This window comes from Telluria sp. AIW5 (genome assembly GCF_056680575.1).
On the sequence record NZ_CM155289.1, the window covers coordinates 1628756 to 1653743 of the forward strand.

22 protein-coding genes and 2 tRNA genes are annotated in these 24988 nt (G+C 67.3%); 11 read left to right on the forward strand and 13 right to left on the reverse strand.

All coding sequences use genetic code 11. The features are described from left to right. Positions 1–22 precede the first annotated feature (22 nt). From AC1MEM_RS07245 to AC1MEM_RS07255, 3 genes are read left to right on the forward strand one after another with little or no spacing between them, the layout of a single operon-like run. Positions 23–1690 carry a GMC family oxidoreductase gene (locus AC1MEM_RS07245; RefSeq protein ID WP_499476296.1) on the forward strand — a complete coding sequence of 556 codons (1668 nt, stop codon included), beginning with the start codon at positions 23–25 and terminating at the stop codon, positions 1688–1690. Positions 1691–1702: 12 nt separating this feature from the next. Further along, positions 1703–3670 (forward strand): SDR family oxidoreductase, encoded by a 1968-nt coding sequence (locus AC1MEM_RS07250; RefSeq protein WP_499476297.1) that lies wholly within the window; start codon positions 1703–1705, stop codon positions 3668–3670. Between the two features lies 1 nt (position 3671). After that, on the forward strand, positions 3672–5096 hold the full coding sequence (locus AC1MEM_RS07255; RefSeq protein WP_499476298.1) for a wax ester/triacylglycerol synthase family O-acyltransferase: 1425 nt from the start codon (positions 3672–3674) through the stop codon (positions 5094–5096). An 11-nt stretch (positions 5097–5107) separates the two neighbouring features. Here the strand turns inward: AC1MEM_RS07255 and AC1MEM_RS07260 are convergent, their stop codons facing one another. Further along, on the reverse strand, positions 5108–5770 hold the full coding sequence (locus AC1MEM_RS07260) for a hypothetical protein (protein ID WP_499476299.1): 663 nt from the start codon (positions 5768–5770) through the stop codon (positions 5108–5110). A 219-nt stretch (positions 5771–5989) separates the two neighbouring features. Here AC1MEM_RS07260 and AC1MEM_RS07265 point away from each other — a divergent pair, with 219 nt between their 5' ends. Genes AC1MEM_RS07265 through AC1MEM_RS07280 form a run of 4 tightly spaced genes read left to right on the forward strand, consistent with a single transcriptional unit; the run spans position 5990 to position 10347 of the window. After that, the gene (locus AC1MEM_RS07265; RefSeq protein ID WP_499477596.1) at positions 5990–7681 is read left to right on the forward strand and encodes an AMP-binding protein; all 1692 of its coding nucleotides are present in this window, start codon (positions 5990–5992) and stop codon (positions 7679–7681) included. Between the two features lie 37 nt (positions 7682–7718). Further along, positions 7719–8324 (forward strand): phasin family protein, encoded by a 606-nt coding sequence (locus tag AC1MEM_RS07270; RefSeq protein ID WP_499476300.1) that lies wholly within the window; start codon positions 7719–7721, stop codon positions 8322–8324. A 48-nt stretch (positions 8325–8372) separates the two neighbouring features. Further along, the gene (locus AC1MEM_RS07275; protein WP_499476301.1) at positions 8373–9152 is read left to right on the forward strand and encodes a hypothetical protein; all 780 of its coding nucleotides are present in this window, start codon (positions 8373–8375) and stop codon (positions 9150–9152) included. Beyond that, complete coding sequence (locus AC1MEM_RS07280) at positions 9115–10347, forward strand: esterase/lipase family protein (RefSeq protein ID WP_499476302.1); 1233 nt, start codon at positions 9115–9117, stop codon at positions 10345–10347. Before AC1MEM_RS07275 ends, AC1MEM_RS07280 begins: the two co-directional genes overlap by 38 nt. A gap of 50 nt (positions 10348–10397) precedes the next feature. Here the strand turns inward: AC1MEM_RS07280 and AC1MEM_RS07285 are convergent. The 5 genes from AC1MEM_RS07285 to AC1MEM_RS07305 form a co-directional block, all read right to left on the reverse strand. After that, positions 10398–10474: transfer RNA gene (locus AC1MEM_RS07285), tRNA-Met, on the reverse strand. A gap of 61 nt (positions 10475–10535) precedes the next feature. Next, a tRNA-Met gene (locus tag AC1MEM_RS07290) sits at positions 10536–10612 on the reverse strand. Positions 10613–10693: 81 nt separating this feature from the next. After that, a complete protein-coding gene (miaA, locus tag AC1MEM_RS07295; RefSeq protein WP_499476303.1) occupies positions 10694–11656 on the reverse strand; it encodes a tRNA (adenosine(37)-N6)-dimethylallyltransferase MiaA in 963 nt (320 codons plus the stop codon). Next, positions 11657–13543, reverse strand: coding sequence for a DNA mismatch repair endonuclease MutL (gene mutL, locus AC1MEM_RS07300; protein ID WP_499476305.1), 1887 nt, complete (start codon positions 13541–13543; stop codon positions 11657–11659). 52 nt (positions 13544–13595) lie between these two features. Then, positions 13596–14510 carry a peptidylprolyl isomerase gene (locus AC1MEM_RS07305; protein ID WP_499476306.1) on the reverse strand — a complete coding sequence of 305 codons (915 nt, stop codon included), beginning with the start codon at positions 14508–14510 and terminating at the stop codon, positions 13596–13598. Between the two features lie 159 nt (positions 14511–14669). Here AC1MEM_RS07305 and AC1MEM_RS07310 point away from each other — a divergent pair, with 159 nt between their 5' ends. Beyond that, complete coding sequence (locus tag AC1MEM_RS07310) at positions 14670–15314, forward strand: VTT domain-containing protein (protein ID WP_499476308.1); 645 nt, start codon at positions 14670–14672, stop codon at positions 15312–15314. Between the two features lie 130 nt (positions 15315–15444). Next, the gene (locus tag AC1MEM_RS07315) at positions 15445–16617 is read left to right on the forward strand and encodes a carbonic anhydrase (RefSeq protein WP_499476310.1); all 1173 of its coding nucleotides are present in this window, start codon (positions 15445–15447) and stop codon (positions 16615–16617) included. A gap of 187 nt (positions 16618–16804) precedes the next feature. Here the strand turns inward: AC1MEM_RS07315 and AC1MEM_RS07320 are convergent, their stop codons facing one another. Continuing rightward, complete coding sequence (locus tag AC1MEM_RS07320; protein ID WP_499476311.1) at positions 16805–17608, reverse strand: D-hexose-6-phosphate mutarotase; 804 nt, start codon at positions 17606–17608, stop codon at positions 16805–16807. Positions 17609–17686: 78 nt separating this feature from the next. Beyond that, complete coding sequence (locus AC1MEM_RS07325; protein WP_499477597.1) at positions 17687–18085, reverse strand: PPC domain-containing DNA-binding protein; 399 nt, start codon at positions 18083–18085, stop codon at positions 17687–17689. Between the two features lie 124 nt (positions 18086–18209). On the opposite strand from AC1MEM_RS07325, the gene AC1MEM_RS07330 reads away from it, so the two are divergent. Next, entirely contained in the window at positions 18210–18617 is a 408-nt protein-coding gene (locus AC1MEM_RS07330; RefSeq protein ID WP_499476312.1) for a VOC family protein, read from the forward strand. Positions 18618–18635: 18 nt separating this feature from the next. Here the strand turns inward: AC1MEM_RS07330 and AC1MEM_RS07335 are convergent, their stop codons facing one another. Beyond that, positions 18636–20048 (reverse strand): N-acetylmuramoyl-L-alanine amidase, encoded by a 1413-nt coding sequence (locus AC1MEM_RS07335; RefSeq protein ID WP_499476313.1) that lies wholly within the window; start codon positions 20046–20048, stop codon positions 18636–18638. Then, positions 20012–20497 (reverse strand): tRNA (adenosine(37)-N6)-threonylcarbamoyltransferase complex ATPase subunit type 1 TsaE, encoded by a 486-nt coding sequence (gene tsaE, locus AC1MEM_RS07340; protein WP_499476314.1) that lies wholly within the window; start codon positions 20495–20497, stop codon positions 20012–20014. Before tsaE ends, AC1MEM_RS07335 begins: the two co-directional genes overlap by 37 nt. A 60-nt stretch (positions 20498–20557) precedes the next feature. Between tsaE and queG the strand changes: the two genes are divergently transcribed. Next, positions 20558–21640 carry a tRNA epoxyqueuosine(34) reductase QueG gene (queG, locus tag AC1MEM_RS07345; protein WP_499476316.1) on the forward strand — a complete coding sequence of 361 codons (1083 nt, stop codon included), beginning with the start codon at positions 20558–20560 and terminating at the stop codon, positions 21638–21640. Here queG and AC1MEM_RS07350 read toward each other — a convergent pair. From AC1MEM_RS07350 to AC1MEM_RS07360, 3 genes are all read right to left on the reverse strand, one after another. Next, positions 21635–21988 (reverse strand): DUF3052 family protein, encoded by a 354-nt coding sequence (locus AC1MEM_RS07350; protein WP_499476317.1) that lies wholly within the window; start codon positions 21986–21988, stop codon positions 21635–21637. The two genes, queG and AC1MEM_RS07350, sit on opposite strands and share 6 nt — an antisense overlap. A gap of 374 nt (positions 21989–22362) precedes the next feature. Beyond that, positions 22363–22944, reverse strand: coding sequence for a response regulator transcription factor (locus AC1MEM_RS07355; protein ID WP_499476318.1), 582 nt, complete (start codon positions 22942–22944; stop codon positions 22363–22365). 19 nt (positions 22945–22963) lie between these two features. Then, a complete protein-coding gene (locus AC1MEM_RS07360) occupies positions 22964–24958 on the reverse strand; it encodes a sensor histidine kinase (protein WP_499476319.1) in 1995 nt (664 codons plus the stop codon). Between the last annotated feature and the right edge of the window lie 30 nt (positions 24959–24988).

The following is a 24988-nucleotide window of genomic DNA, read 5'->3' on the forward strand; positions in this document are numbered from 1 at the left end:
CTTGCGGGTCTATAATCGGATCATGTACGACTACATCATCGTTGGCGGTGGTTCGGCCGGATGTGTCCTCGCAAATCGGTTGTCCGCCGATCCACGGGCACGGGTTTGTCTGCTCGAAGCGGGTCCTGCGGATACGAGCCCTTTCATCCGTGTGCCGCTGGGCATCGTGTACATGATGAATAGCCGCAAGCTCAACTGGCAGTACTTCACCGAACCGCAATCACAGCTCGACGGGCGCCGGCTTTTCTGGCCGCGCGGCAAGACGCTGGGCGGCAGCAGTTCCACCAATGCGATGATCTATACGCGCGGCCACCGCGCCGACTACGACCACTGGGCCAGGCTGGGCAACCGCGGCTGGTCGTATGCCGAGGTCTTGCCGCTGTTCCTGCGCAGCGAACATTACGAAGGCGGCGCCTCGGACTATCACGGCGTCGGCGGCGAGCTGAACGTGGCGCCGCCGCGCTCGCCAAACCTGCTGTCGCTGGCCTTCGTCGCCGCTGCCCGTGAAGCCGGGTATGCGTTCAATGCCGACTTCAATGGGGCGCTGCAGGAGGGTGTCAATTGTTATGACCTCACGCAGAAGAACGGCGAGCGCTGGAGCGCGGCGCGCGCCTTCCTGGCGCCGGTGCGCGGGCGGCCGAATCTGGCGGTCGTCACCGGCGCGCACGCCACCCGCCTGGTCTTCGACGGCAAACGCGCCGCGGGCGTCGAATACCTGCACGGCGGCGTACGCGCGACGGCCTGCTGCGCGCGCGAAGTCGTGCTTGCGGCAGGCGCCGTCAATTCGCCGCAATTGCTGATGCTCTCCGGTATCGGTCCGGAGGCGGAACTGGCGCGCCACGGCATCCCGCTGCGCCATTGCCTGCCGGGCGTGGGGCGCAACCTGCAGGATCACCTCGACATATTACTGGTGCACCAGTGCGCCCGGCCGGTGTCGCTGGGCCTGACGCTGTCGACCCTGCACCGCCAGCCCGGCTACCTGTTCGACTATCTCGCCCACCGGCGCGGTCCGTTCACCAGCAATTCGGCCGAGGCCGGCGGTTTCGTGCGCAGCACGCCGCAGGAGGCGCTGCCCGACCTGCAGTTCCACTTCACGCCGGCGCGCCTGGACGGCCATGCGCGTACTTGGCGCAAGGTCCTGTTTACGCTATGGGGCCACGGTTTTGCGCTGCATGCCTGCTTGCTGCGCCCGGCCAGCCGCGGCTATATCGCCCTCGCCAGCGCCGACCCGGGCGCCGCTCCGCTGATCGAGCCGCGTTACCTGTCCGAGCCGGCCGACCTGGCGCAGATGATCGGCGCGTTGCGGGCGGCGCGGCGCGTGCTCGCGGCGCCCGCGCTGGCGCCGTACCGGGGGCCGGAAATCTTTCCCGGCAGCGCAGCCGACAGCGATGAAGCGCTCGCGCAGTTCATCCGGCGCAAGGCCGAAACCATCTATCACCCGGCGGGAACCTGCAAGATGGGCGGCGATCCGATGGCGGTGGTCGACGACACGCTGCGCGTGCACGGCCTGGCCGGCCTGCGCGTGGCGGACGCATCGATCATGCCGACGCTCATCGGCGGCAATACCAATGCACCCACGATGATGATCGCCGAAAAGGCGGCCGCGCTGATGCTGGCGGCCGCGGACACGGAAACCCGCGCCGGGCCGGCGCTGTCCGGCGGCATGCCGCATCCCGCCGCCATGCCATGAGGAGCCGTTATCATGCATTATTTCGTCACCGGCGCGACCGGTTTCATCGGCAGGCGCCTCGTCAGGAAACTGCTGGCCTCGCCCGGCAGTACAGTCTCGTTCCTGCTGCGCGCGGGCAGCAGCGCCAAGCTCCCCGGCCTGCTCGCCTACTGGAACGCCGCCGACGGGCGCGCGCTGCCGGTCTTCGGCGACCTGCTGCAGGACGGTCTCGCCGTGACCGGTGCCGAACGCCTGGCACTGACCGGCAAGATCGACCATTTCTTTCACCTGGCGGCCATCTATGACCTGCGCGCAGGCCTTGCCGAGCAGGTGGCAGCCAATGTCGAGGGAACCCGGCGCGCGGTCGCGCTGGCCGCCGAATTAGGCGCCCGCCATTTCCACCACGTCAGTTCGGTCGCAGCCGCCGGCCTGTATCCCGGCGTCTTCCGGGAGGATATGTTCGACGAGGCCGAGCACCTCGACCATCCGTATTTCGCCACCAAGCATGCGGCCGAACAGATCGTGCGCGACGCCTGTCCCGTGCCATGGCGCATCTACCGGCCCGGCCTGGTGGTGGGCGACTCGCACAGCGGCGAGACCGACAAGGCGGACGGCCCCTATTATTTTTTCAAGCTGATCCAGCGCATCCGTGCGCTGCTGCCGCCCTGGCTGCCGGCGATCGGCATCGAGGGCGGGCGCGTCAACATCGTGCCGGTCGATTATGTCGTCGCTGCGCTGGCCCATATTGCGCTGCTCGAGGGGCTCGACGGGAAGTGCTTCCACCTGACCGATCCGGCGACCCGGCGGGTCGGCGAGGTCCTGGCGATCTTCGCCCGTGCCGCCCACGCGCCGCCGCTGGGCCTGCGCCTGAATGTTTCACTGCTGGGCCTGGTTCCGGCGTGGTTGCGCAAGGGACTCGACGCGCTGCCGCCGGTGCGGCGGCTGCAGCAGGCCCTGATGCGTGACCTCGGCCTGCCGGAAGGCATCCTGCAACTGGTGAACTGGCCCACCCGCTTCGACAATCGCCAGGCCGCGGCGGCGCTGGCCGGTAGCGGCATCGCCTGCCCGCCGCTGGAGAGCTATGCCGAACCGGTGTGGGATTACTGGGAGCGCCACCTCGACCCCGCGCTCTGCGCCGGGCGCAGCCTGCCGGGCCGGGTTGCCGGCAAGGTCGTGCTGGTGACCGGCGGCTCTTCCGGCATCGGCCTGGCCACGGCGCAGCGGCTGGCCGCGGCCGGCGCGACCACGCTCATCTGCGGGCGCGACCACGAGAAGCTGGCCGCCGCCCGGGCGCAAGTCCAGGCGCGCGGCTTCGACCTGTTGACTTACCCGGTCGACCTGTCCGACATGGACGACTGCGACCGCTTCGTGCAGGCCGTGCTGGCGGAGCACGGGCGCGTCGACGTGCTGGTCAACAATGCCGGGCGCTCGATCCGGCGTTCGCTCGACGCCAGCTATGACCGCTTCCACGACTTCCAGCGCACCATGCAGCTCAATTATTTCGGCGCCCTGCGCGTGACGCTGGGCCTGTTGCCCGGCATGGCGGCCCGCGGCGCCGGCCACGTCATCAATATCTCGTCGATCGGCGTGCTGACCAACGCCCCGCGCTTTTCCGCCTATGTCGCGTCGAAGGCGGCGCTCGAGGCGTGGGCTTATTGCGCCGCGGCCGAATTCGCCGACACGGGCGTCAGCTTCACCACCATTAACATGCCCTTGGTGCGCACGGCGATGATCGCGCCGACCGAGGTCTACCGCGATGCGCCGGCCCTCACGCCGGACGAGGCGGCGCAATTCGTCGTGCGCGCCATTGTCGAGCAGCCGGCGCGCATCGCCACCGACGTCGGCATGCTGGGACTGGGCATGCAGATGGCCGCGCCGCGGCTGGGCCAGATCATCATGAACAGCGCCTACCGCCTCGCGCCCGAGGCCGACGCGCCGCTGCAGGCGGCCTCGCCCGAACTCCAGGCATTGCAGCAACTGCTGCGCGGCGTACACCTCTGACATGGCGCCCGCCACCGCACAACCCGAAATGCTGACGGCGGTCGATGCCGCCTGGCTGCGCATGGACCGGCCGACCAACCTCATGATGATCTGCGGCATGATGATGCTCGACGGGCCGCTCGACCTGCAGCAGCTGCGCGAACTGATCCGCACGCGGATGCTGTGCTTCCACCGTTTTCGCCAGCGCGTGGCCGATGCCGCGGGCAGCCCCTACTGGGAGACCGATCCCGACTTCGACCTCGACTGGCACGTGCGCCGCATTGCGCTGCCCCCCGGCGAGGCCGCGCTCGAAGAAGTCACGGGCGACCTGATCAGCACCGCACTGGATCCGGGCAAGCCGATGTGGCAGTTCCACCTGCTGGAAACGGGCGCCGCCGGCGCGCTGGTGATCCGCATCCATCACTGCTACGGCGATGGCTTCGCCATGCTGCACCTGGTCGATGCGATTACCGATGCCGATCCGGGCCGGCCGGCCGCGGCCGGGATCGACCTGGCCCCGGCGCAGCCCGCCCGCAGCGCCTGGGAACGGCTGTTCGGCACGGCCACCGAGACGGCGGGCGACGCGCTGCGTGCGCTGCGCGGGCTGGCCGGCGCGGGACGCGACCTGCTGGGCGACCGTGCCGCTGCGTTCGACGCCGCCCGCGCCGGCGCCGACCTGCTGTACCAGGGCGGCGTGATTGCCGCCATGACACCGGACGCGCCGAGCCGTCTGAAGGGAGAATTGGGCGTCATGAAGCGGGTCGCCTGGGCCGATCCGCTGGCGCTGGACGAGGTCAAGGCCGTTGCCGGCGCGCTGGGCTGCTCGGTCAATGACGTGCTCGTGGCCTGCGTCACGGGCGCGCTGCGCGCCTACCTGGAAGGGCAGGGCGATGCGGTCGACGGACTGGAATTACGCGCCCTGGTGCCGGTCAACCTGCGCCGGCCGGGGCGGCTGACGGAACTGGGCAACCGCTTCGGCCTGGTCTTCCTCGATTTGCCGACCGCTGCCAGCGACCCCGTGGCGTGCGCGCTCGAGGTGCACGGGCGCATGGCCCAGCTCAAGCACTCGAAGCAGGCGCAGGTGGCGCTCGGGATCCTGACGGCCATGGGCATCGCGCCCGCGTTCCTGCGCGAGCGCATCCTCGAGACCCTGGCAGCGAACGCCAGCGTGATCGTGACCAACGTGCGCGGCCCGGACGAGCCACGCTACCTGGCCGGCCGGCGCATCGTGCGCCAGATGTTCTGGGTGCCGCAATCGGGCGGCATCGGCCTCGGCGTCAGCCTGCTGAGCTACGCCGGGCAGGTGAGCGCCGGTGTCGTTGCCGACCTGCGCCGCATGCCCGACCCGGCGGCGTTCGCCCGGCTGTTCGCGGTCCAGTTCGAGGCCCTGCTGCTGAGCGCGCTCATGCTGCCCTGGCCCGGCCAGGCCGGCACCACGGCGCCATGACGCACGCTCGCTCAGTGATGGCGCGGCGTGCCGCCGGACCGGCCGTGCGCGCCTTCCTGCGGCGGCCCCGCGCGGCCCGCCTGGCCGACACTGCCGTCGATCCCGACCAGCACGTCGCGCACCGTGCGGACGGCCATGTTGCTGATCTCGCCGGCCGCAGCGATTGCGCCCTCGGCGGCACGGGTGCCGATGCGGCCGGCGTCGCCGCCGGTTTCGCCGGCCGCGTCGAGCATGCCGCGCACCGCCTGGCGCGCCACCGTGCCGAGGTCGGCGCCCAGGGTGGCGCCGACCTGGATCAGCGCGCGCATGGTGTCGAAGGCCGCCAGCACGACATCGCCGCCGACGTCGTGCACTCCGGCGACGATGCCCTTGGCGACGCCGCTGACGCTGAGCGAAAGGCCGGTGCCGAGCTCTTCGCTGGCGGCAAGGGCGCCGCGCGCGACCTGCTCGATGACCGCGGTCAGCCCGGCAGCGGTGCCGCCACCGGTGCCGAGCGTGTCGGCGATCGTCTTGCGCACCAGCGCCGCGATCTGCTCTTCGACCGTGCCGAGTGCGGCCAGGCTGGCCGCAACGCCCTGCTGGACCGCGTGGCCCGCATGTTCGGCCGCCGCGGTGCCATTGCCGCCTGCGTGCCCGGCCGTGGCGGCCGGGGTCTTGCTGTGCTTGGTAGTCATGTCCGTTCCTTTATCGACGTATGGGATCGCTGAACAAAAAACGAATGTACTGCGCGCCTGGCGTCCCGGCGCTGCACCTTTGCGTGAAATTTGACCCACATCAAAAAAACACGAAAGCATGGTTGATCTGGCCGGTGGCATCCCCATAGCATAAGAATGCAAGCATGCCGCCGCGAGGCGGTCGGCGAGCAGCCGATCCATCCTTCAGCGAGTCCGGCCATGCAAAAAATCTGGCTAAACAGTTACCCGCCCGGCGTGCCGGCCGAGGTGCCGTTCGACGCCTTCGCTTCGCTCAACGAGATGTTCGGCTGGATTTGCGGCCGCTTCGGCGAGTTGCCCGCCTTCAGCAACCAGGGCGCCACGCTGACCTGGAACCGGCTCGATGCGCTGTCGCGCGATTTCGCCGCCTACCTGCAGCAGGCCGCCGGCATCGGCCGTGGCGAGCGGGTCGCCATCATGCTGCCCAACCTGCTGCAATATCCGGTGGCGCTGTTCGGCGTGTTGCGCGCCGGCTGCGTGGTGGTCAACGTCAATCCGCAATACACCGCGCGCGAGCTGCGCCACCAGCTGATCGACAGCGGAGCCACCGCCATCATCGTGCTCGACAATTTCGCGCACACGCTCGAGCAGGTCAAGCCGGCGACGGCGGTGCGCCGCGTGATCACGACGCGGGTCGGCGACATGCTGCATTTCCCGCGGGCGCAGATTGTCAACCTGGTGGTCAGGCACGTCCGCCACATGGTTCCCGAATGGCATATCGGGCAGGCCGTCGGCCTGCCCGAGGCGCTCAAGCGGGGCGCCGCGCTGACGCTCGAGGCGCCGGCGCCGGCGCCGTCCGACACCGCCTTCCTGCAATACACGGGCGGCACCACGGGCGTGCCGAAAGGCGCCATCCTCAGCCACGCCAACATGGTCGCGAACATCGAACAGACCGCCGCCTGGGTGACCGGCGTACTCGAGGAGGGCAAGGAAACGGCCATCATCCCGCTGCCGCTTTACCATGTGTTCGCGCTGACGGCGACGCTGACCTTCTGCCGGCTCGGCGCCCACATCGTGCTCATCACCGATCCGCGCGACATGCCAGCCTTCGTCAGGGAGCTCAGGCACCATCCGTTTACGGTCATGATCGGCGTCAACACCCTGTTCAATGCCCTGCTCGGCCAGCCCGAGTTGCGGCACCTGAAAACGGCGGGCGTGAAGCTCGTCGTGGCCGGCGGCATGGCGGTACAGCGCGCCGTCGCCGAGCGCTGGCAGCAGGTGTTCGGCAGGCCTCTGATCGAAGGCTACGGGCTGACCGAAGCGTCACCGATCGTCTGCGCCAACCCCCTGACGCTGCGCCATTTTTCGGGCTGCATCGGCCTGCCGCTGCCATCCACCGAGGTGGCCATCCTGGACGAATCGGGCGCCGAACTGCCGCTCGGGGAAAGCGGCGAAATCGGCGCGCGCGGCCCCCAGGTCATGTCCGGCTACTGGAACATGCCGGAGGAGACGGCGAAGGTATTCCACCCCGGCGGCTGGCTGCGCACGGGCGATATCGGCGTCATGGACGAGAACGGTTACGTCAGGCTGGTCGACCGCAAGAAGGACATCATCGTCGTCTCGGGTTTCAAGGTCTATCCGAACGAAATCGAAGACGTGGTCACGCTGCATCCCGGGGTCAAGGAGGCCGCCGCCATTCGCGCGGCCGACGAGCACTCGCACGAAGTGGTGAAGATCGTCGTGGTCCGGCGCGACCCCGCGCTCACCGCCGAGGCCCTGCTTCTCCATTGCCGCGAGAACCTGACCGGCTACAAGGTGCCCAGATACGTCGTGTTTCGCGACGCGCCCCTGCCGAAGTCGGCGATCGGCAAAATCCTGCGGCGCGCGGTACTTGCCGAAGAGGAGGTCGGGACAGCGGCGGCGGCCGGGTAAGCGGAGCAGCACGGACAACATCCACGCAGGAGCGGACATGGTAACGAAACTGAAAGACATGATGGCGGCCGAATCGAATGCGCTGGTCGAGGCGGTCGCCGCTTCGGCCCAGCAGATCTGGCAGGCCGGGCTCGGCGCTTTCGCCAAGGCGCAGCAGGAGGGCAGCAGCCTGTTCGACACGCTGGTGGGCGAAGGCGCCGAACTGCACAAGCTGACGCAGCGCCTCGGCGGCGACAGGGCGCCCGGCGTCGCCGACAAGGTGAGCCGGCTCGCGGAGAACGTCGGCCGCCAGGCCAGCGGCTCCTGGGACAAGATCGAAAAGATCTTCGAGGACCGCGTCGCCCGCTCGCTGCGCAACCTGGGGGTGCCCTCGCGTGAGGAGGTCGACGCCCTGCAGCGCGAGATCGTTGCGCTGAAGGCGGCGCTGGCGACACCCGCGGCGGCGGCCAGGCGCACCAGTTCGCCCGGGCCCGCCAGCGCGCCCAGGCCCGCCGTCAAGGCCGTGAAGGCGGTCACGCCGGCGCAGCGTGCCGCGGACGCGCCGCCTAAACGCGCCGCCAGGCCCGCCGCCAAGACCGCTGCCAAGACCGCCACCAGGTCCGCCGCCAAGTCCGCCGCCAAGTCCGCCGGGCGCCATCCGTGAACCCGGCGCCGCTGCCTGCGCCGCACCGGCACATGAGCTGAATCCGCCATGGGGTGGAAAAAATTTCCGCATCCGGAAGCCCGCTTCGCCTACACCGCGGCGAGCCTGAAGCAGGCGTGGAAAAGCCTGCACGCGGGCGACGCCGAACCGTGGCCGCGCAGCGGCGCCGTCGTCGAGGCCTGGATCGCCTTTCACGCCGGCGACTTCGAACGGGCGGCGCAGCTGGGGCTGGCGGCCGGCCCGGCGGGCCAGGCGGCCGCCAACAAGGCCAGCTGCATGCACGCGGTCTACCTCGAACCGTCGGCCGAGGCCAGGTGCGAACGCCTGCAGGACGTGGCCGCGCGCTGCGCGCTGCAGCAGGCGCAGCAGCCGGGCCAGGCGGCCGCGTTTTACTGGCATGCCTATGCGCTGGGCCGCTACGCGCAGGAGATCTCGGTGATCAAGGCGTTGGCGCAGGGCATCGGTGGCAAGGTCAGGGCCAGTCTCGAGGCCACCCTGGCGCTGGCTCCGCGCCATGCCGACGCGCATACGGCGCTCGGGGTCTACCACGCCGAGATCATCGACAAGACCGGCGCCCTGATCGGCCGGCTCAGCTATGGTGCCAGCCGCGACGCCGCATTGGCGCACTTCAGGAAGGCACTGGAGCTCAATCCCGGATCGGCGATCACGCAACTCGAGTATGCGCGCGCGCTGCTGATGCTCGACGGCCTCGCCGGGCAGGCCGAAGCGGTCGCGTTGTCGCGGGCGGCCGCCGCGGCCACGCCGCGCGACGCGACGGAAAGGCTCGACATTGAACGCGCGCACCAGGAAATCGGCGACCCGGCCTAGCGGGACGCACTTCCATTGGTCCGACCTGCATGGTATCGGCCTGCTCGTGCTGGTGGTGATCGAGGTCGTCATCGACCGGATCGAGGGCTTGCACATGAAGCTGACAGGCGCCACGCAGGCAGCGCAGCGCGCCGAAGGCGGCGGCGCGCTTGCCTATCGCCGCGCCAGGGCGGGCACCGTCATCGCCGGGCGCTGGTTCGACGCGACGCTGGGCCGGCCACGGCAGGCCCAGCTCTCGAGCGCGGAGCGCGACACGGTGCTGGCGGCGCTGAACGGGCTATTCGGCGACCAGTTGGCGCGGCTGGAGAACCCGCTGGCGATCCGCATGGCCCTGCGCCAGCAGGGGCGGGCGCTGCACCTCGAACGCGGCGCGCTGGCGGCGGCAGTCGATGCCCCCAGCGGGAAGCTGCTGGTCCTGGTGCATGGGCTGTGCCGCAGCGACCTGCAATGGCTGCGCGGGCGCCACGATCACGGGGCCGCGCTGGCGCGCGACCTGGGCTATACGCCCGTTTATGTGTATTACAACAGCGGGCGCCATGTGTCGACCAATGGCCGCGAACTGGCCGGATTGCTTGGCCAGCTGGTCGAGCAATGGCCGGTGCCGGTCGAGGAAGTCGCCATCCTTGCGCATAGCATGGGCGGGCTGGTCGCGCGCAGCGCCTGCCATTATGCGCGCGCCGGACGGCAGGCCTGGCTGGCGCACCTGGCGCACCTGGTCTTCCTGGGCACGCCGCACCATGGCGCGCCGCTCGAGCGCCACGGCAACTGGCTCGGCGTCGTGCTGGGCCGGAATATCCTGACCGCGCCTTTCGCCCGCCTCGGCGAGCTGCGCAGTGCCGGCATCACCGACCTGCGCTTCGGCAACTTGCTCGACGAAGACTGGCATGGCCGCAACCGCTTTGCCCACGAGGGCGATACGCGGCGCCATGTGCCGCTGCCAAAAAACGTGAAATGCTATGCGATTGCCGGCTCGACCGGGCGGCGCATGAGGGATATGCGCGACCGACTGCTGGGCGATGGCCTGATCCCGGTCGACACGGCGCTGGGACGCCATGCAGAGCCGGCGCGCTGCCTGGCGTTTGCGCAAGCGCGGCAATGGGTCGCGTTCGGCATCCACCACCTCGACCTGCTGAGCCGCGTCGAGGTGTACGAAAAGATCCGCGCCTGGCTTGCCGAAGTGCCGCGACAACCGTGAGCGCAAAGAAAAACGGCCCGGGGCATCGCGCGCCGGGCCGTCAAGCATTCTGGTGGTGATAGGTGGACTTGAACCACCGACCCCAGCATTATGAGTGCTGTGCTCTAACCAACTGAGCTATATCACCGAAACTCTGTAAAACAAAATGGCTCGACTCGCGTGAGCCAAGCCATTCGTTTTGAAATTCTTGGTGGTGATAGGTGGACTTGAACCACCGACCCCAGCATTATGAGTGCTGTGCTCTAACCAACTGAGCTATATCACCGGAAACGAACGACATTATCCAAGGCGCAGCCGATGCTGTCAAGGCTGCGTGCGCCAAACAGGAGAGTTTGTACCTGCGCTGCTATTTTTGCAAGCCGCGTACCCGCGCCAGGATCTCGCCCGCCGGATCGCGTCCGAGACAGTCGATGACGATCCGGTCCGGCATCGCGCGCAGCCAGGTCAGCTGGCGCTTGGCGAGCTGGCGGGTGGCGATGATGCCCGTTTCGCGCAGCCCGGCGCGGTCGATTTTCCCGTCCAGGTAGTCCCAGCTCTGGCGGTAGCCGACGCAGCGCATCGACGGCAAATTCGGAGACAGGTCGCCCCGTGCGCGCAGGCGCGCCACTTCGGCGACGATCCCCTCATCATCGGAGTCGCCCAACATCGCATCAAAACGCAGCGCGATCCGCTTGTGCAGCACGGCGCGATCGGAGGGCTCGAGCGCAAGCGAGACCAGATCGAAGGGCAACTCCGGCTTGGCGCGCCGCGCCAGCAGCGACGACATCGGCTGTCCCGTCAGTTCGATGATTTCCAGCGCGCGGTTGATGCGCTGTGCGTCGTTCGGTGCCAGCCGGTCGGCGGTGACCGGATCGAGCGCGCGCAGCTTCGCATGCATCCCCGGCCAGCCGATGCGCGCCGCTTCCTCATCGAGCGCGGCGCGCACGGCGGTGTCGGCGGTCGGCAGGTCGTCGAGGCCGTCGGTCAGTCCTTTGAAATACATCATCGTGCCGCCGACCAGCAGCGGCAGCCGGCCGCGCGCGCTGATCTCGGCCACGAGCCGCAGTGTGTCATTCCTGAACTGCATCACCGAATAGGCGTCCAGCGGGTCGATGATGTCGATCAGGTGGTGCGGCGCGGCGGCCAGTTCCTCCGGCGTCGGTTTCGCCGTGCCGATGTCCATCTCGCGGTACACGAGGGCGGAGTCGACCGAGATGATCTCGCTGGGGATCACGCGCGCGATCGCCAGCGCCGCCGCCGTTTTGCCCGATGCGGTCGGGCCCATGATCGCCACCGCCAAAGGCTTGGCCTTCTTTGCTTCAATCGTCATTTACTGGCCGCGCAAAAAGAGTTTGTCGAGCGCGGAGATGTCGAGCTGGACCCAGGTCGGGCGCCCGTGGTTGCACTGGTCGGCGCGCTCGGTGCTTTCCATCTGGCGCAGCAGCGCGTTCATTTCCTGGGTCGAGAGGATGCGGTTGGCGCGCACCGCCGTATGGCAGGCGAGGGTGCCGAGCAGTTCGTTGCGGCGCTCGATCAGCACGCGCGAGCCGCCGAATTCGCGCACGTCGCGCAGCACGTCGCGCGCCAGCGTCTGGGCGTCGGCATTCTTCAACAGCGTCGGCACCGCGCGCACGGCGAGCGTCGTCGGCGACAGCGCGGCGATGTCGAAGCCCAGCGCCTTCAAAGTCTCCTGATGGTCGGTGGCGGTGGCCACTTCGATCGCGTCGGCAAAGAAAGTGACGGGAATGAGCAGCGACTGCACCTGCATGTCCTGGCCGTCGACCTGGGCGTCGAGCGCGTTTTTGAGCTGCTCGTACAGGATGCGCTCGTGCGCGGCGTGCATGTCGACCAGCACCAGGCCCTTCGTGTTCTGCGCCAGGATATAGATGCCGTGCAGCTGGGCCAGCGCGAAGCCGAGCGGGAACTCGTCGTTGCTGGGCGCGGTGGATGGCGTCGGCATCGGCATCGCTGAAGTGGATGCAGCCGGGCGTTCGTTCGAGGCGAACAGCGCGCCATAACTGGCCGTGCTCTGCGCAACGCCGCTGGCCGCCGGCGCATCCCAGCGGCTGCCGGGCGGGAAGGGAGAGGGCGAAAAGGTCGGCGCCAACTGGGCGCCGAAGGTGGTCTGCTCGTGCGGGCGGCGCCAGTCCGAGCCGCCCGAGGGCGTGATCTCGGCGGCCGTGATCGGCGCCGGCACGCTGCCGTGGGCCGTGGCCGAGGTGGCGGCCAGCGCGCGCTGCACCGCGTGGAACACGAACTGGTGCACCGCGCGGCTGTCGCGGAAACGCACTTCGATTTTCGACGGGTGGACGTTGACGTCGACCAGCGCCGGATCGAGGTCGAGCGCCAGCACGTACGACGGGAAACGGTCGCCGTGCAGCACGTCCTGGTAAGCGGCGCGCACCGCGTGCACCAGCAGCTTGTCGCGCACGTAGCGCCCGTTCACGTAGAAGAACTGGCCGTCGGCGCGCGCCTTCGACGCCGTCGGCAGGCCGGCATAGCCGTGCAGGCGCAGGGGGCCGGCGGCTTCGTCGATCGCCAGGCGCGCCTCGGCGAATTCATTGCCGAGGATCTGGGCGCTGCGGCGCGCCATCTCGCAGGTGTTCCAGTGGTCGATCGTGCGGCCGTTATGCGTCAGGCTGAACATCACGTCCGGCCGCGCCAGTGCGATGCGGCGCACGACCTCGGCGCAGTGGCCGTATTCGGTCTGTTCGGATTTCAGGAATTTGCGGCGCGCCGGCGTATTGAAATACAGGTCCTGGACGTCGATCGTGGTGCCGCAGGGGCCGGACGAGGGCGCGACAGTCCCCAGGTGCGAGCCGACGATTTCCCAGGCGTGCGGCGCGTCGGCCGTGCGCGAGGTGATCGACACCGCCGCGACGGAGGCGATCGAGGCCAGCGCCTCGCCGCGAAAGCCCAGCGTGCCGACGTTCTCGAGGTCGGTCAGCGAGGCGATCTTCGACGTTGCGTGGCGGGCGAGGGCCAGCGGCAGCTGCTCGGGCGCGATGCCGCGGCCGTTGTCGCTGATCGCGATGCGCTTGACGCCGCCTTCCTCGAGGCGAACCGTGATCTGGGTCGCGCCCGCATCCAGGGCATTCTCGAGCAACTCCTTCACCACGGCCGAGGGCCGCTCGACGACCTCGCCGGCGGCGATCTGCGAGATCAGCTGGTCGTTCAGCTGCTGGATGGGACGGTGGGTGGGGAGGGGCGCGTTCATCCCGCGATTATATCCCGCCCCTCCGCGCTTTTTACCGCGCTCGTATTTCTGCTTATTTCGTTTCCCGCACCGGGATTGGCGCATTGCACAGGTCGACATGGCCGGCCGCGACCTTGGTCCAGGGGCCGCCGCGGTTGCGCGTCGCCTCGACCACTTTCTGGAAGGTGGCGCCGTCGGTGCGCATGACTTCGAACTTGCTGCGCTCCGCTTCCGGCACATCGGCCGCGACGCGGAAGGCCTTGATCGGCACCTGCATGTCCGGCTTGTCGAAGAATCCCATCGGCGCCGGGCCGCGCGGCACGGTCGACAGCAGCGGCATGCCGGACACGACGCGTCCGACCACGGTGATGTTGCGGTCGAGCTGGCGCGGCGCCTGGCCGGTGACGACGTACAGGGCCGTGCCGCCGCCGCTGTCGGCCTCGGCGTCGCGCCCCACGCCGACCATCGCGTAGCAGTGCGCCAGCCAGGTTTCCCCGGTCTTCGGATCGCGCCCGACCGGGAAGCCGTTCGAGTGGCCGACCTGCGGCGCGTAGCCGTCGACATCCTTCAGGCGCGTAAAGTGGGGATCATTCTTGAGCGGCACCGTGAATTCGCCGGGCAGCTTTTCCTTCGCCTTCTTCACCGGGCGCGGATTCTTCTCGTCCGGGTCGCCCCACTGGACGACGAAATTGTCTTGCGAGCGCAGGATCACGAGCCCGTCGAAATAGTTTTCGCGCGCCAGCGCCTTGATGTTGGCGGCGTGGTTGGGGGCGAAGGTCGGCGCCAGTTCGATGACGACGCGGCCCGCCGGCAAATCCATGTACAGGGTGTTCTCGGGGGCGAGCGCGCGCCAGTCGGACGCCTTCGATTCCTTGACGATATCGGCCACGCTTGGCTTTGGCGGCAAGGCCTTCATTGCCGCCGCCTGGGCACCGGCGACCACGACCAGTGTTGCCGCTGCGTGTACTGCGATCCGGACTGCCTTCATCTCCAACTCCCGCTTGTTAGTATTAAACAATTGTAATCGCGAATTTCGGCCTGTCCATAAAACTTAACACTTCCTTAAAATCTCGCCCGGCGCGGCCCGCCGCACCCGCTTGACATGGCTGACTGGTGGTATGATTCATTGTTACCGTTTAGGAAAATTATGGATCTGATGCAATTATTCGGCATGCTACTTCATGTCGATAAGACGCTGGGAGTGCTGCTCGCCGAGTACGGCATCTATGTCTACATCGTCCTGTTCGCGATTGTGTTCTGCGAAACAGGTCTCGTGGTCCTGTTTTTCTTCCCGGGCGATACCTTGCTGTTCATCGCCGGCGCCTTCTGCGCCACCGGCCAGATGAGCTATCCATTATTGATGGCATTGCTCATCGTGGCGGCGGTCACGGGCAACACCCTGAATTACTATATCGGCGAAGCGGTCGGCCAGCGCATGTTTACCCATAACTACCGCTGGATCAACAAGGACGCGCTGCGCCGCACCCACGATTTCTTCGAAAAGCACGGCGGCAAGACCATCATCCTGGCGCGCTTCGTGCCGGTGGTGCGCACCTTCGCGCCCTTCGTGGCCGGCGTGTCGGACATGACCCACTGGCGCTTCCAGCTCTACAACGTGACGGGCGCCGTGCTCTGGGTCGCCATCCTCGTGACTGCGGGCTACTTCTTCGGCAACATCCCGATCGTGCGCGACCACCTGACGGAAATCGTGCTCGTGGGCGTGTGCGCCGCGATCGTGCCGCTCGCCCTTGGCGGCCTGTACAAGTTCGGGCGCAAGGTGCTCAGCCGCTGATAACGCAGCGACAAGCTTGTTGCCCGAATCACCAGCGCGCCGGATTTATCCGGCGCGTTTGCGTTTACCTTCTCAAGTTTCCTTGGGAAAGCGTCGTTAAGAGGGGGTGCATTCACTTCTCCCTCACCCCATGCGTAACCTGATCGCCCTGTTTGCCTGCAGCCTCGTCATGCTCGGCGCAAGCGCCAACGAACCGACCCCCGCCGCGAAACCGGCGTTGGACGCAGCCAGGAAATCGTCCGATGCCGCCAAACTGGCCGCCGAACTGTCCAGGCCGGCCAAGGCCATCGACAAGCCGGTCGCGGACAAGGACGAGAAGGCCGGGAAGGGGCCCGCGCAGCCAGGCGAGAAACCGCTGGTCGCAAAGCCGCTGATCGCAAAGCCACTGATCGACAAATCGCTGGCCGAAAAGCCGCCCCGGGCCAGCGCCGCCACCGCAGACAAGATCGCCGCCGCCGTCTCCGCCCCGGACGACGACGACCAGGTCGACCTGTCGGTGCGCATCGCCGAACGCCTGGCCGAGATGCGCGCCAGGCAGGCCGCGCGCGTCGCCGCCGCGGCCAGGGCGAGGAAGGCCGCCGAAGCCAAGCGCAAGAAGGAAGCGGCAATCGCGGCCGCCCCGAAGATCAGCAACCACTGGGATTACGACGGCGAGTTCGGCCCCGAAAACTGGGGCAAGATCAACCCGGCCTGGGCCGCCTGCGGCAAGGGCAATCGCCAGTCGCCGATCGACATCCGCGACGGCATGAAGGTCAACCTCGACGAGATCGATTTCGATTACCGTCCCTCGACTTTCAGCGAAATCGACAACGGCCACACGGTGCAGGTGAATGTCGGCCGCGGCAATTTCATCAACGTGGGGGCGGAGCGCTACGAACTGGTGCAGTTCCACTTCCACCGTCCGTCGGAAGAGCGCATCAACGGCAAGGGCACCGAGATGGTGATCCACCTCGTGCACCGCGACGCCAAGGGCCGGCTGGCCGTGGTGGCGGTGCTGCTCGAGCGCGGCAAGGGCAACGACGCGATCCAGGCCGTGTGGAACAACATCCCGCTGGAGAAGGGGCAGCTCGGTACGCCGGGCATCGACCTGGACCCGTTCGAGATGCTGCCGAACCGGCGCGAGTACTACACCTACATGGGTTCGATGACCACGCCGCCGTGCACCGAGAACGTGCTGTGGCTGGTGATGAAGCAGCCGATGACGGCCTCGCCGGCGCAGATGGCGCTGTTCTCGCGGCTGTATCCGCTCAATGCGCGGCCGCTGCAGGAGAACCAGGGGCGGATGATCAAGGAATCGAATTAAGAAAAAAGCCGGCATTGCCGGCTTTTATGCAGGTTCGTAGGGTGGGCGCCCGTGCCCACGCGAAAATATGCGCCGCGTTGACTCTATTGGTGCCGCTTCATCCGATCAATCGCTCCGGCTCGAAATGATGTCTCGTTTGCTCATCATTCCGCGTGGGCACGGGGCGCCCACCCTACGACGGCATCGCTCAACTGACGTGGTATTCACCCCGCCAGCTCTGCCCCGGCTGCAAACTTTCCCCCTCCAGCCGAGCCGGCTCGATACACACGAAGCGCCGATACTCCTCATCCGCCATATCCGCCAGCGCCGCCGCATCCCCGGCGCCCGGATTCCACACCACCGCATCCATAAACCCTTCCTGGCGCAGCGTCAGCACGACGCCGCCATCGACCAGCGCCAGCCGCGGCGCCACGCCTTCGTACACCCGGTCGAACTTGCCGGTGATCGCCAGCTCCTCGGTTTCCACGCCATCGATGCGGATGGACGCGATATCGTCGACCAGGAAATAGGTATGCAGCGCCGCCGCGAACGGGAAGGCATCGCCGCCCGTGTTGCGCACTTCAAACCCCATCGTCAGCTCGTTGGCGCGAATCGCGATGCGCAGCCGCAGCGCGAACCCGTGCCGCCAGGCTTGCGCGTGTGGGGGCGCCAGGTCGGCGGGGGCCAGCGCGAACACGGCAAAGGCCCAGCCATCGTCGATGCCTTGCTCCGCCACGCGCCAGTTGCTCACGCGCGCAAAGCCGTGGCGCATGCCGTCGCCGCGTTCAGCGAATTGAGGAAAGATCACCGGCACGCCGCCGCGGATCGCCTTCGTGCCGTCGAGCGCCGACCTGGCGCTGCAGAACAGCCGCTCGCGCCCATCCGCGCCGCGCCAGGAGATCAGGTGGGCCCCATACAGCGTGATGCTCGCCTGCGCGCCGTCGGGGGCGGTGAGGAGCAGGGCCGGCAGCTGGCCGAAGGTGGTGGCAATGGCGGCATCAAGGTGGTTCATGTCGAAAACGGTTCGAATGTGGGCCGGCTAGTATGCCACGCCGGCAGGCACAGGCAATTCGCCGTGCGTGCGGACGCTTCAGGCGACAGGGCGGATCACCAGTTCGTCCCAGCACGATTCCGCGTCAGGCTCGCGGCTGAAACGGTGCTCCGGCAGCAGCGCCAGCAAGATCTCCGCCGTCGTGCGGACGATGCATCCCGGCGCGACGTGGCCGCCAACGACGCGGCCTTGTGCGTCCGACACGCTGATGTGAAGATGCACGCCGTCGGGCGACAAGGAGCCGGCCAGCGTGAGGATTTCGAGGTCGCCGTGCAGCTCGGTCGCCTCGTTCATGCCGGCAAAGCGGATCCGGGCGCCGCTCAGGCTGCCGATTCCCTGCAGCACGAAGGCGGCGCCGGCGTGGTGCTCGGCCAGGATCGATGCGAGTGCGATGCGCAGGTCTTGTTGCGGACGCAGGCGGATGGGGAGAGAGCGCATCAGGTCGGGAAGGGAAGCGGCAAAGTAAGCTTGTGTATTATGCACCGACTTGTCGTCGCAACTCCCCGCACAACGGTGCCTTGGGGGGCGATTGTTGCTGGTTTTCAGGGAGAGACGGCGCACCATGTTTTCGCACATATTCATTGGCATCGACGACTTCGAGCAGGCGCTGCGATTCTATACGCCGCTGATGGAGGCCATGGGAAACCCGCTGCGTTTTTGCGACCGGGAGCGTCCGTGGGCCGGTTGGCAATCGCAACCGGATGCGCGTCCCTTGTTCCTGATCGGCGCCCCGCAGGACGGTCATGCGCATCAGGCGGGCAACGGCCAGATGGCCGCGTTCTCGGCAGGCGATCGCGCCACGGTGGATGCGGCGTATCGCCTGGCGCTCCAGCATGGCGGGTCGTCCGAAGGCGAACCGGGTGTGCGGCCCGCCTACCACGCGCATTATTATGCGGCCTATTTCCGGGACCCCGAGGGCAACAAGCTCTGCGTCGTCTGCCACGCGCCGCCGTCCGCCACCGGAAAGTAGGGCCGGGGCGCCACCGCTTTACGTCGTGCGGCTCTTGGCCATCGGCGGATTCGCCGAGAAATAACGCTTGATGCCCTTGGTGATGGCGTTCGCCAGCTGCTCCTGGTAATCGTCGTCCTTCAATTTCGCTTCCTCTTCCGGATTCGAAATGAAGGCCGTTTCGACCAGGATCGACGGGATGTCCGGCGCTTTCAGTACCGCGAACCCCGCCTGTTCGACGACCGCCTTGTGCAGCCGGTTGATGCCGCCGATCTCGCCCAATACCGCCTTGCCGAGCTTCATGCTGTCGTTGATCTGGGCCGTCGTCGACAGGTCGAACAGCACGCTCGCCAGCTGGCGGTCGTGTTTTGCCAGGTTCACGCCGCCGATCATGTCGGCCTTGTTCTGGTCGGTCGCGAGCCAGCGCGCGGCGCTCGAGGTGGCGCCTTTTTCGCTCAGGACGAAGACCGAGGAACCACGCGCGCGCGATTCGATAAAGGCGTCGGCGTGGATCGAGACGAACAGGTCGGCCTGCACCTTGCGCGCCTTTTCCACGCGGGTGCCGAGCGGGACGAAATAGTCGCCGTCGCGCGTGAGCATGACGCGGGTATTCGGCAGCGCTTCGAGGCGGGTTTTGAGTTTTTTTGCCACCGCCAGCACGATGTCCTTTTCGTGGGTGCCGGTGGCGCCGGTCGCGCCCGGGTCTTCGCCGCCGTGGCCGGGGTCGAGGGCGATCGTCACCATGCGCACGACATTGTTGGCGGGCAGTTGCGGTTTCGTCGCGGGCTTGCCGGGGGCGGGCGTCGGCGTCGGCTGGGTGGCCCGTGGCGCCGCATTGTTGCTCATCGCGGCGATCTCCGCTTCCAGGCGCGCCACCGGATCCGGGGCGACAGGCTGGGCGGGCGGCACCGGCACGGCCGGTACCGCGATCGGCGTGCCGTCGCCGGGCGACCATTCGCCTTTTTCGATCAGCGCGGCGATCGGGTCGGCTTCGCGCACCGGATACAGGTCGAAGATCAGCCGGTGTTTATACTCGGCGATCGGGGCCAGCGTAAACACCTGCGGCTTGACCTCTTCCTTCAGGTCGAACACCAGGCGCACCACGTTCGGGCGGTTCTGGCCGACACGCACCTGCTTGATGTACGGGTCGTTCGACTCGATCTTCGCCACCAGGCTTTTCAGGGTCTCGTTCAGGACCAGGCCCTCGATGTCGACCACCAGGCGTGGCGGATCGGGCACGAGGAAGTGCTCGGCCTTGAGGTTGGTGTCGTTTTCGAGCGTGACGCGCGTGTAGTCGTCGGCCGGCCAGACGCGCACGGCGAGGATTTGCGCGGCGCTCGCGGGCAGCGGGGCGATGACCGACAGCAGCAGCGTGCCGCCTGCCTGGAGCAGGACACGGCGGCGGGCGGGGGAAGTCAGCGGGGAGGAACGAAGGAGAGGCGGTCGAGGCATAGCAGGCCCTGTGGGGACAACGCCTGCAATTCTACAGCACGCCCGAGCCCGCTGACGGTAAGCAACACGCGGACGTCGGGTGGCGGCAACACCGGTTCGCCTTTTTCCGGCCATTCGACGATGCAGATGTTCTTGCCGTCGAAGTCTTCGCGAAAGCCGGCGTCGAGGAATTCTTCCGGGCTGGCCATGCGATACAGGTCGTAGTGGATCACGTTCACCGGCGCGCCATCGAGCTGCACCCGATACGGTTCCGACAAGGTATAGGTCGGGCTTTTGACGGTGCCCTGGTGGCCGGCGGCGCGCAGCAGGGCGCGCGTGAGGGCGGTCTTGCCGGCGCCGAGGTCGCCGTGCAGGTAGATGACCAGGCCGGGCACGACGGCGCGCGCCAGTGCGGCGCCGAGTGCGAGGGTGGCGGATTCGTCCGGCAGGTAGGCTGTGAAGTGCTGCATCAATTAAAATGGGTTGTTTGGCGGCGCAACTGTGCGCCGCAAATTTCGCCGCTTGCCCGAATGTCCACTCCGATCCCCGACCTGCAGGAACTGACCCGCGCCATCAAGGCCTGGGGGCATGAACTCGGCTTTGCCGACCTGCGCATTGCCGACGTCGACCTCGCGCACGCCGAGGAAGGTTTAACTGCCTGGCTGGCGGCGGGCCACCACGGCGAGATGGATTATATGGCAAGCCACGGCATGAAGCGCGCCCGGCCGGCCGAACTGGTGCCGGGCACCGTACGCGCGATCGTGGCGCGCATGGATTATTTGCCCTTGCAGGACGGCTGGCGCGAGCGCGAACTGGCGCGCCAGCTGGAACCCGGCGCGGCGGTGGTCTCGATGTATGCGCGCGGCCGCGATTATCACAAGGTCTTGCGCAACCGCCTGGCGCAACTGGCCGAGCGCGTGAAAAGCGAGATCGGCGAATACGGCTACCGCGTGTTCACCGATTCGGCGCCGGTGATGGAATTGCCGCTGGCGGAAAAAGCGGGCCTCGGCTGGCGCGGCAAGCACACGCTGCTGCTCTCGCGCGATGCCGGCTCGACCTTTTTTATCGGCGAGATCCTGGTCGATTTACCCTTGCCGGTCGACGCGCCGACGACGGGCCATTGCGGCGCCTGCAGCAACTGCATCGACCTGTGCCCGACCCGGGCCATCCTCGGTCCCGGCCGGCTCGATGCGCGGCGCTGCATCTCTTACCTGACGATCGAACTGAAGGGCAGCATTCCGGTCGAGCTGCGCGGCCTGATCGGCAACCGCATCTATGGCTGCGACGATTGCCAGCTGGCCTGCCCCTGGAACAAGTTCGCCCAGCGCGCGACGGTGCCGGATTTTGACGAACGCAATGGTCTCGGTGATTCCAGCATGGTGGAACTGTTCGCGTGGGACGAGGAAGAGTTCAACCGGCGCCTGGAGGGCAGTCCGATCCGGCGCATCGGTCACGCGCGCTGGCTGCGCAATCTGGCTGTGGGACTGGGCAATGCGGCCGCTGGGCGCCGCGGCGATTCGTCTATCGTGGCGGCATTGCAGGCGCGCGCCGATCACCCGTCCGCGCTGGTGCGCGAACACGTGGAATGGGCGCTGCAACAACACCGATCATAGTTCGATACGTTTGGCGCGCATGGCCGACCAGTCGCCATCGATCGAGATCATCGCCACGGCTGTGATACCGTTTTCCTTCAGATATTCGTTGATCGAGTCGCGATTGATATCAGTGGCTTTCGAGGCGGTCTGCTTCAGGTAAGCGATCCAGAGCGATCCCTTGTCGCCGAGGCGTTCCTTGGCCGGCGGCAGGTATTGCTCGAGGTCCTTGCGGTTCATGCAGAACATCATGATCACGTCGAAGGGACCATCGCCTTCCTTGATCAGCGCTTGCGGAAACTGCGACACGACGGTGGGGTGCACGCTGCCGTTGATGATCTGCATCGATTTCGCGTTGCGCAAGAACATTCGGTCTGCAACTGTCTTTTCGTTCATCTGCTTTCCCTAAAGAAGTTGGCGTCGCGGGGCGCAAGAGGCGACGCGTTCGCATTGATTTTACAAGCGATCTTCAAAACGGGACGGTGTTCGGCATGTCCTGTGCGCGGTGGTTTGTGACCGGAAGTGGCGATGGGCGAGGTGCGGGCGGGGTGGGGCTGTCGCCTGTTACGGTATCGGTGTGCATGATCCGCGTGGGCATGCCCACCCTACGGGACACGTTACGTATCCGGGGTTCGTATGATCTCGCTGTTAACGGTGACCGTAGGGTGGGCATTCATGCCCACGCGGATTAAAAACACCGATACCAGAACAGGCAACAGCCCTACTAACCGCCGCACACGGTATTACTTTAACAAGCCCGCCAACTCCACCGCCGTCTTGACCTGCATCTTGTCGAAGATATGCGCCCGATGCACCTCCACCGTGCGCATGCTGATACCGAGCTCGTCGGCGACCACCTTGTTCATCTTGCCCGCCAAAATCAGGTCGAGCACTTCGCGTTCGCGCGCCGAGAGCGTGCCCAGGCGCGCCTGCACCTGGGCCGCGCTGGCGGCGTTGCGGGCGGAAGCGAGCGCCTGGTCGACGCGGTCCATCAGCTGGTTGTCGTTGAAGGGTTTTTCGAAGAAATCGAAGGCGCCGCGCTTGAGCGAATCGACCGCCATCGGCACGTCGCCGTGGCCGGTGAGGAAGATGACGGGCATGCGCGCCAGCCAGCCGCGGCTGATCAACTGGTCGAATACGGCGATGCCGTTCATGTCGGGCATGCGCACGTCGAGCAGCACGCAGTCCCCAAGCGGATCAGGCTCGCCGAGGCTGTCGAGGAAGGCCTGGCCCCCGGCATAGCCGCGCACCGCGAGGCCGCGCGACTGCGCCAGCCATGCGAGGGCGTCGCGGATTACGTCTTCGTCGTCGACGATGTGCAGCATGCGGGTCTCCTGGTTGGCGCTATTGTAGCGCGGCAGCCGCCGCGGAAGGGGCCGGTCGGGGCAGGCTGAAGGTGAAGACCGTGCCGCCGCCCGGATTCGGCGCATGGTTCAGCGTGCCGCCGTGGAACTCGATCGCCGTGCGGCAGATCGACAGGCCCATGCCCATGCCCTCGGCCTTGGTCGAAAAGAAGGGCGAAAACAGGCGCTCGGCCACATCCGGCGCGATGCCGTGGCCATTGTCGATCACCGAGACCGACACCTGGGCCGCATCGGCGCTGGCGCTAATGCGCAGCATGCGCTGCTCGGGCGGCACGTCGGCCATCGCCTCGACGCCGTTGCGCGTCAGGTTCAGCAATACCTGCTCGAGCATCACACGGTCGGCCAGCACCGGCGGCAACTGCGCGGGCAGGTCGATCTGCAGGGACACGTACCACTTGCGCGCCTGCAGCTCGATCAGCGCCCGTACGTCCTCGACCGCGCTGTGGATATCGACCGTCTCGCGCTGCGGCTCGCTCTTCTTGACGAACTCGTGCACGCTCTTGATGATCTGTCCCGCGCGCTGGGCCTGCTGGCGCGCCTGTTCCAGCGCCCGGCGCAGCAGGGTCGGTTCGATCGCGATGCCCTGGTCCGCGCGTTCGAGCACGTTCAGGGCGCCGGCCGTATAGCTCGAGATCGCCGCCAGCGGCTGGTTCAGCTCATGCGCCAGCATCGACGAGATCTCGCCCATTGTCGCCAGCCGCGCGCTCGTCTCCAGCTTTTCCTGTTGCTGGCGATTCAGTTCTTCGGCCTTCTTGCGGTCGGTAATGTCGAGGATCGAACTCATCCAGCCGGTCTGGTCGCCGCGGCTGTCGACCAGGGGCGCCTCGAACACCAGCACCGGTACCCGGACGCCGTCCGAGCGCTGGAACACGGTCTCGAACTGGGGCGTGATGGTGCCGGCCAGCACGCCCGCAAAACGCTCCTCGTACTCGCCGCGCGCTTCCGGCGCCCAGTAGGGCATCGGCGGCTTCCTGCCGACCAGCTCTTCCTGCGGCAGGCCGACGATGTCGCAGAAGGCCTTGTTGACATAGGTGACGCGCCCCTCGAGGTCGCGCGCGCGCAGGCCCGTCATCAGCGAGTTTTCCATCGCCGTGCGAAACGCCATCTGCTGGCGCAGGGCAGCTTCGGCCGCCAGGGTGCGCGAAATGTGGCGCCACAGCGTCAGCAAACTCCACAACAGCCCCAGCGCCAGCACGATCACCGAGCCGACCAGCAGGTTCGGCAGCAGGCGTGGCGCGCCCTTGACGCTGTCGGTGGCGAGCACGATCGAGGCGCCCGGCAGGTCGAGCGCGCGCCGGTGCGTGTAGACGCCGCGTCCCGGGCCGCCGTCGGCACGGGAGGCGACCGCCACGTCGTTGCGGTCGAGCAGGGACAGGGCATTGTCCTGGGCGAACCACCAGGGCACGGTTTCGTTCAGCAGCACTTTTAAACTGTAGGTGGCGACCAGGCTGCCTGCATAGGCGCCGTCGCGGTAGAGCGGCAGGTAATAGTCGAGCAGCCCGGGCTGGTGCGCGGTGGCGCCATACGGCTCGGTATAGCGGCCGGCCCGCGTTGCGCGCGCCATCTCCTCGGTTTCAAGCAGCGCCGGCGGGGCAGTGGCCGGATCGAGGCCATGGCGCGCCAGCACCTCTCCATGCGGCCCCAGCCACAGCACGCGGCGCAGTTCCGGACCGTTCTTGAACAATTGCGCCAGGCGCGCGCCCAGCACGGCGGGAGACGGCGGCTTGCCGACCAGGTCGGTGCCGAGGGTGCCGAGCGCTTCCTCGCTGCGCGCCAGCTCGAAGCGCAGGGTCTGCTCGACCCAGAGCGTGTCAGCAATCAATTGCTCTTGGCGCTCGGTGGTTTCCATCTGGCGCGCCTGCCAGGGCAGCCAGAAGAGGACGGCGAGGAACAGCAGCACCAGTAGGACCGGCACCAGCCAGCGCCAGGGGCGGGCCAGGTTGGCGCGGCGGCGCAGCGAAAACGGTTTTTTCATGGGTGAAAGTGGAAGGATTTCTTGTCAGAT